At 53.3% G+C, this 18,224-nt stretch carries 16 protein-coding genes; 13 read left to right on the top strand and 3 right to left on the bottom strand.

Translation table 11 applies throughout. From position 1 onward, the window contains the following. The first annotated feature begins 21 nt into the window (after nucleotides 1-21). From EBB_RS16970 to EBB_RS16960, 3 genes are read left to right on the top strand one after another with little or no spacing between them, the layout of a single operon-like run. Nucleotides 22-687: a YfiR family protein gene (locus tag EBB_RS16970; RefSeq protein WP_225587474.1), complete on the top strand. Its 666-nt coding sequence runs from the start codon at nucleotides 22-24 to the stop codon at nucleotides 685-687. A 4-nt stretch (nucleotides 688-691) separates the two neighbouring features. Continuing rightward, entirely contained in the window at nucleotides 692-3,724 is a 3,033-nt protein-coding gene (locus EBB_RS16965; protein WP_192394888.1) for a response regulator, read from the top strand. A 2-nt stretch (nucleotides 3,725-3,726) separates the two neighbouring features. Beyond that, nucleotides 3,727-4,650, top strand: a complete 924-nt coding sequence (locus EBB_RS16960; protein WP_192394887.1) for a diguanylate cyclase domain-containing protein — start codon at nucleotides 3,727-3,729, stop codon at nucleotides 4,648-4,650. A 39-nt stretch (nucleotides 4,651-4,689) separates the two neighbouring features. On the opposite strand, the gene EBB_RS16955 is transcribed toward EBB_RS16960, so the two are convergent. Then, entirely contained in the window at nucleotides 4,690-5,544 is an 855-nt protein-coding gene (locus tag EBB_RS16955; RefSeq protein ID WP_192394886.1) for an SIR2 family protein, read from the bottom strand. 194 nt (nucleotides 5,545-5,738) lie between these two features. After that, nucleotides 5,739-6,281 carry a hypothetical protein gene (locus EBB_RS16950; RefSeq protein ID WP_192394885.1) on the bottom strand — a complete coding sequence of 181 codons (543 nt, stop codon included), beginning with the start codon at nucleotides 6,279-6,281 and terminating at the stop codon, nucleotides 5,739-5,741. Nucleotides 6,282-6,440: 159 nt separating this feature from the next. Here EBB_RS16950 and EBB_RS16945 point away from each other — a divergent pair, with 159 nt between their 5' ends. After that, entirely contained in the window at nucleotides 6,441-6,923 is a 483-nt protein-coding gene (locus tag EBB_RS16945) for a YajQ family cyclic di-GMP-binding protein (RefSeq protein WP_192394884.1), read from the top strand. 192 nt (nucleotides 6,924-7,115) lie between these two features. Beyond that, entirely contained in the window at nucleotides 7,116-7,772 is a 657-nt protein-coding gene (locus tag EBB_RS16940; protein ID WP_192394883.1) for a thioredoxin domain-containing protein, read from the top strand. A 201-nt stretch (nucleotides 7,773-7,973) separates the two neighbouring features. Here the strand turns inward: EBB_RS16940 and EBB_RS16935 are convergent, their stop codons facing one another. After that, nucleotides 7,974-8,714 (bottom strand): hypothetical protein, encoded by a 741-nt coding sequence (locus EBB_RS16935; RefSeq protein ID WP_192394882.1) that lies wholly within the window; start codon nucleotides 8,712-8,714, stop codon nucleotides 7,974-7,976. Nucleotides 8,715-9,202: 488 nt separating this feature from the next. Here EBB_RS16935 and EBB_RS16930 point away from each other — a divergent pair, with 488 nt between their 5' ends. The 8 genes from EBB_RS16930 (at nucleotide 9,203) to EBB_RS16895 (ending at nucleotide 18,220) form a co-directional block, all read left to right on the top strand. Beyond that, the gene (locus EBB_RS16930; protein ID WP_192394881.1) at nucleotides 9,203-10,708 is read left to right on the top strand and encodes a helicase HerA-like domain-containing protein; all 1,506 of its coding nucleotides are present in this window, start codon (nucleotides 9,203-9,205) and stop codon (nucleotides 10,706-10,708) included. Between the two features lie 82 nt (nucleotides 10,709-10,790). Then, nucleotides 10,791-11,165, top strand: coding sequence for a VOC family protein (locus tag EBB_RS16925; protein WP_192394880.1), 375 nt, complete (start codon nucleotides 10,791-10,793; stop codon nucleotides 11,163-11,165). Nucleotides 11,166-11,212: 47 nt separating this feature from the next. Next, entirely contained in the window at nucleotides 11,213-11,899 is a 687-nt protein-coding gene (locus tag EBB_RS16920) for a helix-turn-helix transcriptional regulator (RefSeq protein ID WP_192394879.1), read from the top strand. 115 nt (nucleotides 11,900-12,014) lie between these two features. Then, complete coding sequence (locus tag EBB_RS16915; RefSeq protein ID WP_192394878.1) at nucleotides 12,015-13,259, top strand: AAA family ATPase; 1,245 nt, start codon at nucleotides 12,015-12,017, stop codon at nucleotides 13,257-13,259. Between the two features lies 1 nt (nucleotide 13,260). Further along, nucleotides 13,261-13,866 carry an RloB family protein gene (locus EBB_RS16910; protein WP_192394877.1) on the top strand — a complete coding sequence of 202 codons (606 nt, stop codon included), beginning with the start codon at nucleotides 13,261-13,263 and terminating at the stop codon, nucleotides 13,864-13,866. Nucleotides 13,867-13,888: 22 nt separating this feature from the next. Continuing rightward, a complete protein-coding gene (locus tag EBB_RS16905) occupies nucleotides 13,889-15,307 on the top strand; it encodes a phosphomannomutase (RefSeq protein ID WP_192394876.1) in 1,419 nt (472 codons plus the stop codon). A 72-nt stretch (nucleotides 15,308-15,379) separates the two neighbouring features. Next, the gene (locus tag EBB_RS16900; RefSeq protein ID WP_192394875.1) at nucleotides 15,380-15,826 is read left to right on the top strand and encodes a hypothetical protein; all 447 of its coding nucleotides are present in this window, start codon (nucleotides 15,380-15,382) and stop codon (nucleotides 15,824-15,826) included. A gap of 501 nt (nucleotides 15,827-16,327) precedes the next feature. Beyond that, a complete protein-coding gene (locus tag EBB_RS16895) occupies nucleotides 16,328-18,220 on the top strand; it encodes a diguanylate cyclase (RefSeq protein ID WP_192394874.1) in 1,893 nt (630 codons plus the stop codon). The last annotated feature ends 4 nt before the right edge of the window (nucleotides 18,221-18,224 follow it).

The raw sequence follows: 18,224 nt of genomic DNA, 5'->3' as shown, positions 1-18,224 counted from the left end.
ACGGTTCTTAACCAAAACCCCATGCAAAAAGGATCTCGCATACATTCCGAAATGGCCGGACAGAAACGTTTAGCTTACGCGTGGGGCGTGATGCGGGGTATTGTCAAAAACTACCTGAGCAAGCGTTTTTTCGCGCCGCAATCCGGACGCTATCTGGCGCGCAAATGGGTTTTCGCCTGTGTTTGCCTGCTGGTGCCTGGCTGGCAGGTATTGCCGGCCGCCAGTCTGTCGGAGGCGCAGATCAAAGCCGCCTATCTATACAATTTTGCCAAATTCGTGGAATGGCCCGCCGAGGTATTGCCGCCCGGTGCGGACATTTTGCTCTGTGTGGTCGGAAGTAGCGTGCTGGACAGCGAGTTGCAAGCCCTGGACGGGCGCAAGGCCGGCGAACGCACCTTGCGGTTTGTCCAACATAACTATACCGATCCCGACTTGACTACGTGCCATCTGTTGTTTCTCGGCAGCTCCGAGAAATCCCACTTTGTGGTGACCTTAAAAGCGCTGCGCGATGCGCCGGTGCTGACTCTATCCGACATCGACGACTTTGCCGAAAAAGGCGGCGGTATCAGCTTGCTGTTTCGCGAAAACAAGGTGGTATTTGAAGTGAATCTGGAACCGATTCGTAACGCCCGGCTGCATTTACCCGGCCAACTGTTGAATATTGCCGCCATTGTTTACGGGAGATAGTGTGATGCGCGTGTTGCCCAATTTTGCCAACTGGTCCCTACGGCGCAAACTGGTGTCCATCATCATGTTTAGTTGTGCGGTATGCCTATTCGTCAGTCTGTCCGTGATGGTGGTCAGCTCAGTGGTGAGCCGCTATCGCAGCGTGTTGCACGAATTGTCCAGTTTGGCGGACGTGTTAGCCGAAAACGGCCAAGCGGCGTTGGTGTTTGCCGATAAATCCGAAGCCACTCGTCTGCTGGAGTCGTTGAAAGACCGGCCGGAGCTGTATGCGGCCTGGATGGTGTCCGTCGATGGTAGCGTACTCGCTTCGTGGAGCCGGGGAACGGCGAATATTGATGTACCCAGCGACTTTCGCCGACCGTTCCGCGAACTGCGCACCAACTTCTGGAGCCGGCGCGCCGAGCTATTTACGCCGGTGATCAAAAATACCGAGTTGGTCGGTTATGTGCTGTTGCAAGCCGATTTCACGGCGCAATGGAACGATCAACTGGTCGATTTGGGCAAGAGTTTGGGGGCGGCGGGGCTGGCGCTGATATTGGTTTATCTGTTGGCAATCCGCTTGCAGCGCATCATTTCCAGGCCGATAGAGGAGTTGGCTACGGCCGCGCGGCTTATCGCCGAGGATAAAAATTACACCTTGCGGGTGGCGCAGCGCGACCGAGACGAGATTGGCGATTTGGTGCAGGCCTTTAATACCATGTTGGGCGAGATCCAATTACGCGATGAAACCCTGACCGGGCATCGCGACCGCCTGGAAGCCGAAGTAGCGCAGCGCACCGAAGAATTATTGCAAGCCAAAGACGAAGCGGAAGCCGCCTCGCGCTCCAAAGGCATGTTTCTGGCAAATATGAGTCATGAAATCCGCACGCCGATGAACGCGATCATCGGTTTGTCGGATTTGGCTTTGAACAGCGACCTGTCGCCCAAGCTGCGCGATTATCTAAGGAAAATCCACACCTCATCGCTGGCCTTGTTGGGGATTACCAACGACATTCTCGATTATTCCAAGGTCGAAGCCGGCCGCATGGAATTGCAGACCGAAGCGTTCAGTTTGGAGGATGTGCTGGAGAATGTGCTGAATCTGTTCATCGTCCGCGCCGAGGAAAAAGGCCTGGAACTGGTGCTGGAACTGGATTCCGCTTTGCCGCCGCGCTTGATTGGCGATGCGCTGCGCTTGGGGCAAATATTGAACAATCTGGTGGGTAATGCGGTGAAATTTACCGAGGCCGGAGAAATTCATATCAAAGTTTCGCAGGTGGCAAAAACCCACGGCTACTCCACCTTGAGTTTTTCGGTACGTGATACCGGTATTGGCATGTCTGCGGAGCAGCTTGAGCATTTGTTTCATGCCTTTACCCAGGCCGACGGTTCGATTACCCGCCGCTTCGGCGGTACCGGGCTGGGATTGACCATCAGCAAGCGGCTGGTGGAAATGATGGGCGGTAATTTAGCCGTGCAGAGCCAGCTTGGCGAAGGCAGCCTATTCGAGTTTACGCTGCTGCTGCCGTTTCCGTCCGAGCAGAAAGCTCGACAAATTCCCGGCCATCTGCAAAGCATGCGGGTGTTGATCGTCGACGATTTGGACATTTCCCGGCAGATGTTGCGCGATATTTTGCTGGCCTGGGGGTTTCAGGTCGAGGAAGCGGCATCAGGGGCGCAAGCTTTGGAAGCGCTGCGCGCGGCCAACGACGCTAATCGGGACTTCGAATTGGTGTTACTGGATTGGAAAATGCCCGGTCTGGATGGCGTCCAGGTTACCCGGGAAATTCGGGAGATGGTGCGCCGCACCGAGATTCGGAGCGCCCCGGTGGTAATTATGGTGACAGCCTTCAGTCGCGAGAAATTATTGAGTGCGGCCGGCGATGCGGTACCCGATGATATTTTGGTCAAGCCGGTGATGCCATCCACCTTGCTGGAAGCCTTGACACGTTTGCAGGGCGGCAACCCCGAGCAGGGCAATGAAAAAAGCCGGCCGCTGCTGGCGGGTATGGCGGCTTCGATACGCGGGGCGCGCATTTTGTTGGTGGAAGACAACGAGGTCAACCAAATGGTGGCCCGGGAATATCTGGAAAGCTCCGGCTTGCGCGTCACCGTGGTTAACAACGGCCGGGAAGGGGTCGAGGCGGTCAGGAAAAACCGTTACGACGCGGTGCTGATGGACTTACAAATGCCGGAGATGAGCGGTATCGAAGCGACCCGGCTGATCCGCCAGGATGCGCGGTTTGCCGATTTGCCCATCATTGCCATGACGGCAGCGGTGCAGGAGCGCGAGCGCAACGATTGTTACGCTGCCGGCATGAACGATCATATTGGCAAGCCGGTGTTGCCGCAGACTTTGATGGCGGCTTTGTTGCGCTGGATAAAACCGTCCGAACGCAGTGTGTCGGTCGAGCCGGCAGTGCCGAAGCCAGAGTCTATAGCCTCCTGCTTATCCAGTGAACTGCCTGGATTTGATATGGCGTATATTCGGATTATGATTGGTGAGGATAGCCATAAATTGCAACTGTTGTTCGAGTGTTTTAGGGATAAGTTTGCCGATACCATGCAACGTCTGAGAGCGTTGCATAGCGCCGGAAAAATCGAGCAGGCGGTTGATTTGCTGCACAATTTGAAGGGCGCTGCCGGCGTGCTTGGCGCTGTGGAACTCAGCCGGGCCGCGGCGAACCTGGAGGAAGCTTTGCATGTCGGTATGCCGTTCGACGCTTGCCTCGCCGCTTGTGAGACCAGTCTGGCGGCCACCCTGAACACGATTGCCGATTTCACCGCTATGGGTGCCGTTGCCGAGGCACAGAACCAAGCCGCCGATTGGCTGGCGGCAAACGAGTTGGCCGGCCAGTTACGCGACTTGTTGGAAGGTAGCGATTTTGTCCCCAATGACTTGATCGAGCAATTGAAGAGCGCGCTGCCTTGTCCGGAAACCCGGCTACTGATAAAAAAAATAGAAAAACAGGTCGGCAATATCGACTACGGTCAGGCTAGAGTGAGCTTGGCGGAGTTGCTGGCCTTGATAGCGTCACAGCGACAGAACAGAGGATAGTCATGACTACCGAGATCTCCAAGCCCTTGATTTTGATCGTAGACGATACGCCAACCAACATTCAGGTATTGGCGGAAAATTTGATCGATGAGTATCGCATCAAGGTTGCGGTCAGCGGCGAGGCGGCGCTGGAGGCCATTGACAGGCAAGGTCCGCCCGATCTGATCCTGTTGGATGTGATGATACCGGGCATGGACGGTTATGAAGTCTGCCGGCGTCTGAAAAGCGACCCGCAAACTGCGGCAATCCCGGTGATATTTGTGACGGCGATGAACGCGGCGACCAACGAAGAATACGGGCTGAATTTGGGGGCGATGGACTACATTACCAAGCCGTTTTATTTGCCGGTGGTTAAGGCGCGGATCCGCAATCATATTCGCCTGAAACGAATGACGGACATGTTGGAAGCGATGGCCTGGATGGACGGTCTCACCGGCATCCCCAATCGGCGGCGCTTCGATCAGGTCTTGGAAAATGAATGGAAACGCGCGCAGCGCAATCAGTTGCCGTTGGCTTTAGTCATGGTGGATGTCGATTATTTTAAAGCGTACAACGATTGCCACGGGCATGGCGCCGGCGATATTTGCTTGCGGCAGGTGGCAACGATATTGGCGGCCTCGGTGAGCCGCTCCGGCGATTTGGTGGCGCGTTACGGTGGGGAGGAGTTTGTGATGCTGATGCCGGAAACCGACAGCGAAGGCGCGCAGCGCGTATCTGAATTGCTGTGTCGGCGTGTTGAAGCGCAGCAAATTTCGCATACCCGCTCCAGCGCTTCGCCTTGGGTGACGATTAGCGCCGGTTTTGCGGTGGTGGTGCCTGCGCTGCAACAATTGCCGTCCGAGTTGCTGGACGAGGCTGATCGGCAGTTGTATTTGGCTAAGGAAAGCGGTCGAAATGGCGCTCGTGGAAGCTATTCGACCGTTTAGCCCGGCCGCGTGTCCTCACCGGCCGAGCTGCGGGATTTTTTAAGCAGCGACAGCCGAAGCTTGCACCGATTGCAGGAAGTCCTGGCAGTCGGCGTTAATCAGCTCAAAGCCCATTTTCGCGCTAAAGCGTTTTTCCTTGTCGGTAGGGTTTTTTCTTAAAAACCAGCCTCTATGTTCGTCGGCACCGTAGGTGATGTCGCTCATCACCATGCGCTCGGAATCGCGGTTGAGCGGCAGGCCCAGCAAAAGGTATTTTTTGCCCTTGCGGTAATCCTTTAAAAAGTCCGGAATTGCGAAGCCGCCCATCAGCTCGGTAATGTAATCGACGTAATCGGCATCGGAAGCGATGTAATTGGATTCCGGTTTTGGTGTGCCCATGGGTTTAAACAAAATCGGCAGGTTTTTATCTACTTGTTCCTGTGGAATTTCGAAATAGGCACTGCCGTCGTAATGATAGATTTTAAAACGAAAGGCGGTGGCGACGATGCGGGCAACGCCGACTATCAAGGTGTGTTCTTCGTCGGCATAGCTATCTTGCAATTGAGTGTCGCGATTCGCGTCGACCACATATTTGGGCCGCCATTCTTTTAACCAATCGTGCATGGATGCGCGGGTGTATTGAATTTGTCCGTAAGTCTTGTCGAGAAACTGCGTTACATAGTTGCGGCCACGCTTAAGTTCCTGGTTCATCGCTGCGCGCGGAAACTCGTACATCAGTTTCGGCGCCATCGGTTTGCCGCCGTTCATGGCTAAAATCAGGCTGTCGCTGTCGGCGGGCATCGGCTCTTGCGTCAATTTGCTTTTGGCGTCGAATACCGCTCCCGGTCCGAGATAGGGAATGACTTGGTTATCGTACAAACCGCTTAGAATTTCGGAAAATACCGTATTTGACATGGTTGGCCCCAGCTAAATGAAAAGTAATGCTTAGCTGAAGCAAAATTCAATCCAATTTAACCGGATGGGCCTCCAGGCCCCGTTGTGCTTGAGATGTGGCCTGAGCGGGCGGTAGGAGATGTCAGTAACAACCGTACGAATTGGCGGTGATTTGTCGTAAGCCCGACAATTGCCGCTGTTACCGGGGTAGTGCGTTAATGCCAGCCGCCATACTGAGTGGTAGGATCGCCGCGAAAACCGGCTGTGGTCTTATTGGCATCCGGCACATGGGCGGTACTTTCCGCTGCTTGCACCATATTGTTATGGGTATAACCGCCCATGGCCTTGGCTTGTTTGGCGATGGCTGTGGTCGTGGGGTTGATGTCGTATTTGCTGGCGTCGGGGTGGATTACCACGCTGATTAACGGCGCGTCTTTCGGTGCGTTGGGGCCAGGCGTGTAACTGAGAACGACCGGGAGATCGGTGCCGGCAGGTACTTGAATTTCATAGCGCTGGCTATTGTTGAGCTCGGTACTGGCAAGCGTTTTTCCGTTTTCGGACAGTAAGCTGACGGTGCCGGTTTTGAGCGGTCCGGTGTTGTCGCTGACGGTGCCGAGCAACGATGTGGTTCGCAGGGTTTGTTTGACGGCGGTTTTGCCTGGAGTGCTTGATTTTGCTTGGTCCTGGCCGCAACCGGACATTATCAGCAGGCTGAGGCTGGCGATCAGGGCAAGTGTGAATGTGGTCGGGTTTTTCATCGGTATCTCCGTTGACGTCAGTTTAAGATACCCGCTAAACCGGCCACCGACAAGTAGGGTTTGTACGCCATGAATTGGCATTGGGCGCTTATATAGCAGTTGAATAAAGCCGCTAAGGCCGTTATAGTTGCCCCACTTTTATACTTGTAAATCAATGCTATGCCATCATTCGACATCGTTTCAGAACTCGACAGCCACGAACTAACCAACGCAGTGGACCAGGCCAATAAAGAAGTCTCCACCCGTTTTGATTTCAAAGGCTCCAATGCCTGTTTCGAGCAGCAGGAAGACAGCATCCTGATGAAAGCCGAATCGACCTTTCAGCTGCAACAAATGTTGCCGATTTTGTATGCCAAAATGGGTAAACGCGGCATCGATATTTCCAGTTTGGAAAGCGGCAAGATTCAGGACACCGGCAAAACCGCTCAGCAATCCATCACCTTGAAGCAGGGTGTGGGTAGCGATCTGGCGAAAAAAATCGTCAAGCTGATCAAGGATAAAAAGCTCAAAGTGCAGGCCGCGATCAATGGCGATAAGGTGCGCGTGACCGGTAAAAAACGCGACGATTTGCAGGAAGTCATTCAAATGTTGCGCACGGAAGATTTGGAGCAGCCTTTGCAATTCAATAACTTTCGGGATTAGTCCTCGCCATCACTCCGACGAGGTTGTCCGGCGTTGCAGCTATGGTCTCGCGGATGTGGATTCCTCAGGGAATTTTCAGTTAAATTCTTCCGGTTGGCACAAGGCGTCCGGTAAGCTATTGAGGTTGGTTGTCGGACGCTGAGCGACATAAATTTGGTCGGGACTTCGTTAAAGCTATCGGGGGAGCGCGATATGAAAACGGTAATGATTGGTCAAAAAGTTCCGCCCCTATCGGTTTCCGAATGGGTGCAGGGACAGCCTGTCAATTTCGAACAATTGCTTGGACAAGTCGTGTTGGTGGCGGTGTTTCAAGTCAACTGTCCCGGCTGTTTCTTGTCGTGTTTGCCGCAGGTGTTGGCGTTAAAACAACGTTATGCCGAGCGCGGTTTGACCGTGCTGGGGCTGGCTACCGCCTTTGAGGACTTCGATAAAAATAATCTGCAAAATCTAAAACGTTTGGTCGAAACCGGCGAGGTGATCGGCGAAACCTTGCGGGTATTAACGGGGCGAGGTCTGCTGCAGGATGGCAAGTTGCCGTATCGTATTGATTTTCCGGTCGCTATGGATAGATTGACCAAGCGCGAGTTCGGCAGTATCGAAAGCGAAATTGACGCTTTTATCAGCCAACGCTTGAGCGATTTGGAACAAGACATCGGCTTGCGCCAACCGCATGTGCGAGCGCAGGTAAAACAATATTTACAAACTCTGGATTATCATGCCGAAACCTTCGAGTTTTTCCAGTTACAGGGTACCCCATCTTATATTTTGGTTGATAGATCAGGTTTGCTGGTCCAATGCAGGTTTGGCGCGTATCCCGACCTGGAAACCGATATTCTCAAGTTGTTGTAGCTCCCGTTCGGGCTCCGTAGGGCAATGCTGCCGGTGAATGTCTCACCCGTTTTCGCAAGGGGGCTTTAGACGAAGCAGTTACAAATCTGGCGACTGCTTGTGACGAAATCTTAAGGCGACATCCGTGTCTATTGTTAACGTTTTTTAGCTAGCCTGACGCGCTGTTTAGGCAGCGTTAAGCTGGGGTGTAGCAATACTGTATTAAGCGATTGTTTTGCGACGCAAACCAATCAGGCCAGCCAATGCAGAGCCAAATAACCAAACAGCACCAGGAACAGGCACTGCGGTGGTTCCACCTTCAATAAACGGTGTAAATACCAGGCTTTGGGTCGATTGTTTTTTCTCGATCAGTGCGGAGTCGCCGACATTGAAAGATTCGGCGGTCAAGTCGTTTTGAATCCTGACGCGAACATCCGCGTTACCCCATGCGATAGGCGTATCCAGTGTTGCGGCAGCCGACCAAGTGCTTAGCGGGCAGCCGGACGATGTGGCGCATGAGTCTGTCAACGGACCGGCGGAAAAGTTGGTAGCGATATGATCCACGCCATTCCACAGATTGGTTAAACGCAATTGACCTGATGCATCGACCGAAGGTGCCAAGGTGACGCTACCGGAGCGATTGACCAGACGGTAATCACCGTTTTCCACCAGACTTACACTGCTTAAACTGAGATCCGCATCGGGTCTAATGTCGAACTGAACATTGCTGTTGGCGAAGACCGTGCCCTGGGTACCGGTTGCTTGGGCTTTAAAATTTAACGGCGAGAATAAAACGCTCTTGCCGTCGCCCGATAAAGTCGGCGCGCCAAACAAGCCCAAATTCGTATCGTCATAGATGGCAGTAAAACCATTGCCATCCAGCGAGACCAACGCCGCCGAAGCGTTCCCACTTAATGTTAAAAGCACCCCGGCGGCGGCCAGGAGCGAAGATTTAAAGGTCATAAAAGTCCCTAATAACTTAAAAAGGCAAGTTGACTTCGAGTCGCACCATTAGCTTTCACTAAGGACCTATCAAAGTCGGTTAAAGTGTGCTGGCCGCATGGTGTTTGGAGATTTTTCAATGCGTTGCCGCTTCCGTTACCAGCTACCTACGTTCAGTCTTTAATTGAGAAAACTTCGAATAAAAACAAAGTCATCGGTATTCTTCCTAGAAATTTTGTCTTAGCGACCTAGCAGAGTTCCAGTCGGTGCGCAATCGTACGAATTGTCTAAGTCAAAACAGTTACCGGTCCGTGAAGGTTTGAAGAAATGTATTACAAAGGTATTCTCCCAAGGCAGAGATGGCTGTAACGGGAGCCTAAGGCTAGGCTTCGATTCTTTGAGACAAAGCAGCACGCGCGGCGGACGATAATGCCAACCTATACCTAACAATTCAGGTCATGGTATGGTTGCGCGACTTTTTATTCTTGTCGCTTTTTCAGGAAACGCCCATGACCGAACCCTTGTTGATCGCCAAATCCCAAACTGCCGAACTGTGTCTGCTGCCGAGCATGGCCAACCGCCACGGCTTGATCGCCGGCGCGACCGGCACAGGCAAAACGATCACCCTGCAAACCCTGGCCGAAGCGTTTTCGCAAATCGGCGTGCCGGTATTCATGGCCGATGTGAAAGGCGATTTGTCCGGCATCAGCAGGGCGGGGGGCGGCAATCCCAAAGTCGAGGCGCGGCTGACTGAGTTGGGGTTAGCCGCCGACTATGCGGCGATGCCGACGCTGTTTTGGGACGTGATGGGGAAAAAGGGCCACCCTTTGCGTTCCACTGTGTCGGAAATGGGGCCTTTACTGCTGGCACGGATGCTGGATTTGAACGAGGTGCAAAGCGGCGTGCTCACCGCAGCCTTTAAAATTGCCGACGACAACGGCTGGCTGTTGTTGGATTTGAAAGACTTGCGGGCCTTACTGCAATACGCGTCCGAGAATGCCTCCGAGTTGTCCGGCGAATACGGCAGCATTTCGGCGGCCAGTGTCGGCGCGATCCAGCGCGGCTTGTTGCAACTGGAACACGAAGGCGGCGAGAATCTGTTCGGCGAACCGGCGCTGGATTTCAACGATTTTCTGCAAACCGATGGCGGCCGGGGTGTGATCAATATTCTGGCAGCTGATACGCTCTACAACTCGCCGCGCGTCTACGCCACCTTGCTGTTGTGGTTGTTGTCCGAGTTATTCGAAAATCTGCCGGAAGCCGGTGATCTGGATAAGCCTAAATTGGTATTTTTCTTCGACGAAGCGCATCTATTGTTCAATGACGCGCCGGCCGCGCTGCTGCAAAAAATTGAACAAGTCGTGCGTTTGATTCGTTCCAAGGGCGTGGGCGTGTATTTTGTCAGTCAAAACCCCCTGGATATTCCCGACGTGATCTTGGGCCAGCTCGGCAACCGCGTGCAGCATGCCTTGCGGGCGTTTACCCCGCGCGATCAAAAAGCCGTGAAAGCGGCGGCGGAAACCTTTAGAGCCAATCCGGATGTGGATGTCGAAACGGCTATCACCGAACTGGGTGTGGGCGAAGCGCTGGTGTCATTCCTGGACGCAAAAGGCACGCCGATGCCGGTACAACGGGCGATGATCAAGCCGCCAAGCTCCCATGTCGGCGCGGTCAGCGAGGCCGAGCGGCAGGAATCGATCAATACTTCCGTCATCGCCGGCCATTACGAAAAGCAGGTCGATCGCGAATCGGCCTACGAAATTCTCAAAGGCCGCGCCGAAAAAGTCGCGCCGCCAGAATCTGCCAGTGAGAGCGGCGATTCCGGATCCGGTTTCAATTGGGGTGAAGTGCTATTGGGCGGTGTCGGTGACGCCACCAAATCTCGGTGCGGCCGCAGCAGCGGGCAAAGCGTGCTGGAAGCGGCCGCCAAAAGTGCCGCGCGCAGCATAGGCCAGGAAGTGGGTAAGCAAATCATTCGCGGCGTGTTGGGCTCGTTATTGGGCGGCCGGCGCTAAGGCCCAAAACATTGCTGACATAACGCTGTCAGGAGGGCTGTTTTAGGATGACGGCTCTTTTAACCACAACGAGGACAACATCATGATCAACAACGTCGCAACCTGGTTTGAATTACCCGTCATCGATATGCCGCGCGCGCAGGGTTTTTATCGCAGCATTTTGAATGTATCGTTCAAGGAAGAGGAAATGAGCGGCTATCAAATGGCGATTTTTGACGCTGAAGAAGGCTCGGTCAGCGGTATGTTGATATTGGGTGAACACTATCAACCCAGCGCTAACGGCGCGGTGGTGTATTTCAACGGCGGCGCCGATTTGAGCGAGCCCTTGGCCAAGGTAGAGGCAAGCGGCGGCAGCGTGTTGATGCCGAAAACCCCCATCCACGACGGCGAATGCGGTTACTTTGCGATGTTGCTAGACAGCGAAGGTAATCGTGTTGGCCTGTATTCCCAAGCTTAACGGCCAATAAATCCGGGGCAGTCTGAACTAGACTGCCCTACTTGCCCATGCGCCGCGCTGATCGCCTGTTTCAAATCGTCCAAATCCTGCGTAACCGGCGGATGGTTACCGCCAAGGCGCTCGCCGAGCGTCTGGAGGTTTCCGAGCGCACTATCTACCGTGACATCCAGGTTTTAAGCTTGTCCGGCATTCCTATCGAAGGCGAGGCCGGCGTCGGTTACATGCTGCGTCATAGTCTGGATATTCCGCCCATCATGTTCAGCGCTGCCGAACTGGAAGCTTTGGTCATCGGCGCGCGGATGGTGAAAACCTGGGCCGGTAAAGAGCTGGGGCATTCGGCGCAGTCGGTGTTGGATAAGGTGACGGCGGTGGTGCCGGCGGAATTGCGCGAGCAATTGGAGCGCAGCAAATTGTTCGCGCTACGATTTTCGCAGCGTGAAGATTTGGATGTGACCATGGATATTTGCCGCAAGGCGCTGGATGGCAAGCGTTTGCTGTGCATGGATTACCGCCGAGCCGACGGTACCTTCAGCCAACGGCGGATCAGGCCGCTGGGCTTATATTTTTGGGGCAATGTCTGGACCTTGGTGGGCTGGTGCGAACTGCGCGGCGATTTTCGTAATTTCCGGCTGGATCGCATCCTGCGGGCGTTGGTGCTGGAGGAAGCTTTTACCGACGATCCGGGGCAAACGCTGCAGGATTTTATTCGGCGGATGCATTGCTCGCCGCAGTGATTTTAATCGATCAATAGATCTGGAATATTAGAGCTAAAATGCAGTTTATCTGCAGATGGTCTGATGATTGGCTATAGTATTGAGGAATAGTGCCATCTAATTGCGAGTTTTCTGCATGTTAATCGAATTTTCCGTTACTAACTTTCGCTCCTTCCGCGAGAAACAGACTTTTTCGATGGTTGCGGCACCCAGATTGCGGAAACGTGAAAATGTGTTCAAACCTGCCGTCAAGGGAGAAAAACTGCCAGATTTACTCAAAGTGGCTGCGATTTATGGGCCGAATGCATCGGGTAAGAGCAATTTGATAAGAGCGTTGGACGTTGTTCGAGAAGTTGCCTCTCGACAACCCAGCGCACAGCCAATACCTCTCCCTGTCACTCCATTTCGTTTCGATCCTCAGCTTAGGCTTTCGCCTAGTCGCATAGAATTGCATTTTGTGCACGCTGAGCAACGTTATCAGTTTGAGTTAGCTTTGACGCAGGACCGTATTGTGGAGGAACGACTAATCTCGTTTCCCGCAGGCAAAGAAACTATGTTGTACGAGCGGCTATATCGGACGTCTGGCGAAACTTATAGATTTGGCAGCTCTTTAGAGGGCGGGGATGGACTCCATGAGGTTTGGAGAAATTCAACTAGCCCGCAGGTATTGTTTATTACGCAAGCAGTAGCAAACAGCAGCGAGGAGTTAACCCAACTAAGGCTTCCTTTTCGGTGGCTGCAAAAAGGGCTGATGGTTGTTACTGGAAGTATGGAATCATGGGCAAGTGCCAGCCAAAAGCTCGCTGAAGAACACTCTTTTTTTGCTGAACAGATATCCTCATTTCTTCAAGATGTCGATGTTCCAGTTACCAAAATACGTTTTGATAAATTGGAGTCTGCCAATCTAGGTTTGTTGGGAGCTTTGATTGAATCTAAGCCAAAAAGCAAAATGGTTTTGGTTCATCAAACTGCACTTGGAGAAGGCGAGTTTGATTTTAATGATGAGTCGGACGGTACTAAAAATTTGATTGGATTTTGGTTGCCGTGGCGCGTTCATAGCCAGTCCGGGCATGCGAAAGAAAATTTTACATTGGTTGTTGATGAACTCGACAGCAGTCTTCATCCGGAGATCGTTAAGTCCTTAGTAGACAAGCATCTGAAGTCTGATATGTCTGCCCAGCTTATATTCACCACCCATGACACTCACTTAATGGACACGAAGCTACTACGCCGCGACCAATTCTGGCTAACCGAGCGCGATGCCAACGGCGCAACCCAGCTGCGTTCCATTCACGATTTTGAGGGCAGGGAAGGTGAAGATCTGGAAAAACGCTATTACGAAGGCCGCTACCGTGCTCTGCCGATAATTCGCCGAAGTTAAAATGTCTCGTAACGCCGCGTCTTTTAATCGGAGCAAGCCGCGTTTCAAACCGCAACCGACTGTCTTGGTGATTTGCGAAGACAGCAAGTCCGGTAAGCGTTATTTGGAAGACGCCAGTGGGTATTTTCGGGTAAAAGTCCAAGTCGAAATTTGCCATTGCGGTAAAACCGACCCCTTGAGCATTGTCAATGAAGCGATTGGCAGAAAAGGCAAGTTCGACCGGGTGTTCTGCGTAATAGACCGCGACAACCACGCCAACTTCGAAAAAGCGTTGGACGCAGCGAAAAGCCAGGCAAAGATCGACGCGATTGTTTCCTATCCCTGTTTTGAGTTTTGGTTGCTGCTGCATTTCGGATATAGCCGCAAACCGCATTCGCCTGACTCGCTGATTAAGGACTTGCGCGCTTATCCTGACTTCGCGGACTATGACAAACGCAGTGATCGAAATATTTTCTGGAACCTGGAAAGCCGGTTTCCTGAAGCCAGACACTTCGCGCCAAAAGTCTTAACCGAAGCACTCGATAGCGGCGAAATGAATCCGAGCACTCGCCTGCATGAATTGTTGGCGTATTTTGAAGAATTATCTCAACCGCAAAAAATTCGTTAAATTCAACTTATCTCAATATCCCATGACAACAATCAACATCCAACAAATGATGGCCGACAGCGGCGTGGCCTTTGGCACCAGCGGCGCGCGCGGTCTGGTTAGTCAAATGACTGGCGAAGTCTGCGCGGCTTATACACTGGCGTTTATCCAAGCTTTAAATCTGGTACGGCCCGGCCAAAAAATTGCGCTGGGCATGGATCTGAGGCCATCCAGCCCGGAAATCGCCCAAGCTTGCGTGGCCGGCATTCTGCAGGCGGGCTGCGACGTGGATTTTTGCGGGGTGTTGCCGACGCCGGCGCTGGCCTTGTATGCGTTGGCGAACGGGCTGCCGGCGATCATGGTCACCGGTAGTCATATTCCGTTTGATCGTAATGGCATCAAGTTTTATCGGGCCGATGGTGAAATCAGCAAGGCCGACGAAGCGGCAATGACCGGTGCAACGGTGGATGTGCAAGCAGTGACGGCTGAGCTGCCCGCTGTTAATCCGGCGGCACTGACGCAATTTCGGCAACGCTACACCAGTTTGTTCGCTGATGATTTGCTAAACGGCTGGCGGGTTGGCGTCTACGAACATTCCAGCGCCGCCCGCGATGTATTGAAAGACGTACTGGCGGAGCTGGGCGCCGAGGTGATTGGCCTGGAACGCACCGATACTTTCGTACCTATCGACACCGAAGCCGTCGGCGAGGCGGATCGGCAGCGCGGCCGCAATTGGGCCGCCGAATACAAACTTGATGCGCTGATTTCCACCGACGGCGACGGCGACCGGCCCTTGATCGGTGACGAAACCGGTGAATGGCTACGCGGCGATATTGTGGGTTTGCTGTGCGCGAAATTTTTGGGTGCCGATACGGTGGTGACGCCGGTGAGCTGCAATACCGCCATCGAAGCCTCCGGCTGGTTCAAGCAAGTGATCCGTACTCGGATCGGCTCGCCTTACGTTATTGCCGGCATGGAAGAGGTGCAAAGCGGCGGCGTGGCTGGTTTTGAAGCCAATGGCGGCTTTCTGGCCGGTAACGGTTTGTCGGTAAACGGCAAGGCCTTGGCGCCGTTGCCGACTCGTGATTCGTTGCTGCCGGCCTTGGCGTTACTGGCGATGGCTAGCACTCAAGGTGTGAAGCTATCGGGGCTGTTGCAAGGCTTGCCGCAACGCTACACCGCCAGCGACCGTATTCAGGACTTTCCGGTCGCTAATAGCCGCGCCTTGCTGGAACGATTGCAAGCCGATGAGATCGCTTATCGCGGACTATGGGGTGACTCGCTCGGGGCCCCGGTTAACAGCGATACGACTGACGGTTTGCGCTTGACTTTCGCTAACGGCGAGATCGTGCATCTGCGTCCCTCCGGCAATGCGCCGGAATTGCGTTGCTACGCCGAGGCCGACGCTATGGCGCGCGCGGAAGAGTTGGTGGCTTTGACGTTAAAACGGATTGCCGGCTAGCGGTTAATCCGCCGTTAAGCTTCCTTGTAGTATTGTCTAATCTCGATAACAACTAAGTACGAGGGTAACAACATGCAACATAAAGCGATTTTATTCAGTTCTTTAGTATTGGTTTCCGGCGCGGCGTTTTCTCAGGCGGCGGTATTGGAAGGCGTCGCCAAACAAGCTGCAAAGGAAACGGCGACATCGGTAGTCCCTGGCGCGGTTAAGGGTGTCGAACAGGCTGGGCAGGCGGTGAACCAGGTGCAACAAGTTCAGCAAGGTGTACAAAATGCGCCAGCCGTTCTAAAAGACCAAGCCCAAGACGCCGTTAAAGACGCCGCCCAACAAAAACTGGAGCAAGCCGTACCCGCGGAAGTTAAACAAGGCGCCGAAACCTTGAAGGCCAACAAGGAAAAGGCAACGGAGTTGAAAGGTAAGGTTGAGGCGGCGCCCAAATCAACCGGCGAAGCGGTTAAAGCCGTGAAAGGCAAAGCCAAACAAAAAGCTGCGGCAAAAGCGCTGGACTTGTTGAACTAATCGGCTGGAAAAAGGGCGGCGAACCTCGCCGCCCTTCTTAAATATCGCCAAGACCAATGCTTGGTGAATTCATCACTAACTAATCAGTTCCCGATTTTTCAACGCAACGTAAATATCATCGACGTTGTGTTGATCGCAATCGAAACTTAGATCGGCCACAGCCGGTTTTTCGTCCAGGCACAGGCAAATAAGCCGGCGTTTTTGATCGCAGTGGCTAGCGTGTCGTTAGCTTGTTCCAATAGCGCAGGGCCATCGCGTGTGCTGAACAAAGTGAAGCGCACAGATTATGACTGTACTTTGCCAGTTGGCGAACGTCCGAGCTCGGGCGCCATAGCACGCTTGCTAAGCAGTCATTCGCGTCAATGCCATGCCTGTAAAGCTTGTCAGGCTTTTGTCGCTAGCCAAAATCCAGTGTTTTTCAGTTCCGCTTCACGGGAATGCTGCTATTATCAAGCTCACACGACAGACTGTTAACTTCACTGCTCGATTCCACACCAGCCGATGTCCGAAAACACCATCAAATACGCCCAACTTGTCGATCTTGCCAGTCTGCAAACGCTGATGGATGATTTGTACCGGGTGATCGGCATCCCTAATGCCATTATCGATACCGACGGCATCGTTATCACCAATGCCGGCCGGCAAGATGCCTGCGTAAAATTTCATCGGGTTAACCACAACACCTGCACTAACTGCATAGAAAGCGATACGGCATTGGTCGAAAGCATGCTGAAGGGTGAGCGGTTTGCAATCTACAAATGTCTGAACGGGTTGGTGGATTCGGCCATGCCGATTATCGTCGAGGGCCAGCACGTCGCCAATATTTTTACCGGTCAATGTTTTATTGATCCTCCGGATATGGAATTCTTCCGCAGCCAGGCTAGGCAATATGGGTTCGAGGAAGCTAGTTATCTGCAAAGCATCAGCAAGGTGCCGGTCATTGCCAAGCAGCGGCTGGAAATCATCACGGAAATGTACGCGCAACTCGCGCAAGCCTTTGCCAAACACGGTGCGGATCGGTTGCGGCAAAAGCAGGCGGCGGCGGAACTGGCGGAGCTGAATAACGAACTGAATCGGCGCGTCGACGAACGAACCGAGCAACTGATTCAGAATAATCAGCAGTTGTTGCTGGAAAAACGCGCCCTGGCCGCCAGCGAAGCGCGCTTATCCGCATTATTCAAACACATGAGTAGCGGCGTGGCGGTATACCGGGCCAGCGACGACGGCCGGGATTTCATTATCATCGGTTTTAACAAGGCTGCCGAGCAGATCGAAAAAATCACCCGCAAAGAATTGATAGGTAAAAAACTGACCGAGATGTTTCCGGGGATATTCGAATTCGGGCTGTTGGATGTGCTGCGGCGAGTTGCCAAGACCGGGACGCCGGAGGCTTTTCCGCCGTCGTATTACCGTGACGAGCGGATTCAGGGTTGGCGGGAAAATTATGTGTATAAATTGCCCGGCGGCGAAATTGTCTCGATTTACAACGATGTTACCGAACGCAAGCTGGCGGAAAAGGCCTTGCATCTGACGCAGTTTTCGGTAGATAGAGCCACTGAATGTTTGTACTGGATAACCGCCGACGCCAGATTCCAATTTGTAAACAACACCGCCTGCCAAGTACTGGGTTATAGCCGCGAGGAGTTGCTAACATTTTCGGTAATGGATATAGATAAGGATTTAACGGTGGAAAATTGGCCGGCGCATTGGCAGGAAGTCAAACAAAAAGGCGCTTTGAAAATCGAAGCCATCCATCGCTGTAAAGACGGTCGGGAAATTCCGGTGGAAGTGGCCGCGAATTATCTGGTTTTCGAAGGCCTGGAATATAACTGTGCGTTCGTGCGCGACATCAGCGAGCGCAAAGCCCTGCAAGCGGAGCTGGAGCGCCAGGCGCGCATCGATTATCTGACCGGGATTGCCAATCGCCGCTATTTCATGGAGCAGGGCGAAGCGGAGTTGGCGCGCAGTGATCGTTACGGCAATCCTTTGTCGGTACTGATGCTGGATATCGATTATTTTAAAGCCGTCAACGACAACTACGGCCATGCAGCCGGCGATCAGGCCTTGCAAAAACTGGGCTGCATTTTGGTGGAAGTTTTGCGGGAAATCGACATCCCCGGGCGCATGGGCGGCGAGGAATTTGCGATCTTACTACCGGAAACCGGCTTGCTCAAAGCCCTTGAGGTGGCGGAGCGACTCAGAAGCGTGGTGGCCGACAGCGTGATTCCGGTTGAATCGGGGTTGGAATTGCAATTTACCGTATCCATTGGTGTGGCTACCCTGACGGATAAAAACAGCAGCATCGGCGATTTGCTGAATTTGGCCGATAAGGGTTTGTATCAAGCTAAACATAGCGGCCGGAATAAGGTCTGTAGTTTTTCGCCGCAGCATTAGGTTG

The sequence above is a fragment of the Methylomonas fluvii genome (assembly GCF_014850975.1).
Classification (GTDB): Bacteria; Pseudomonadota; Gammaproteobacteria; order Methylococcales; family Methylomonadaceae; genus Methylomonas; species Methylomonas fluvii.
This window is presented reverse-complemented; position numbering and strand designations above follow the sequence as displayed.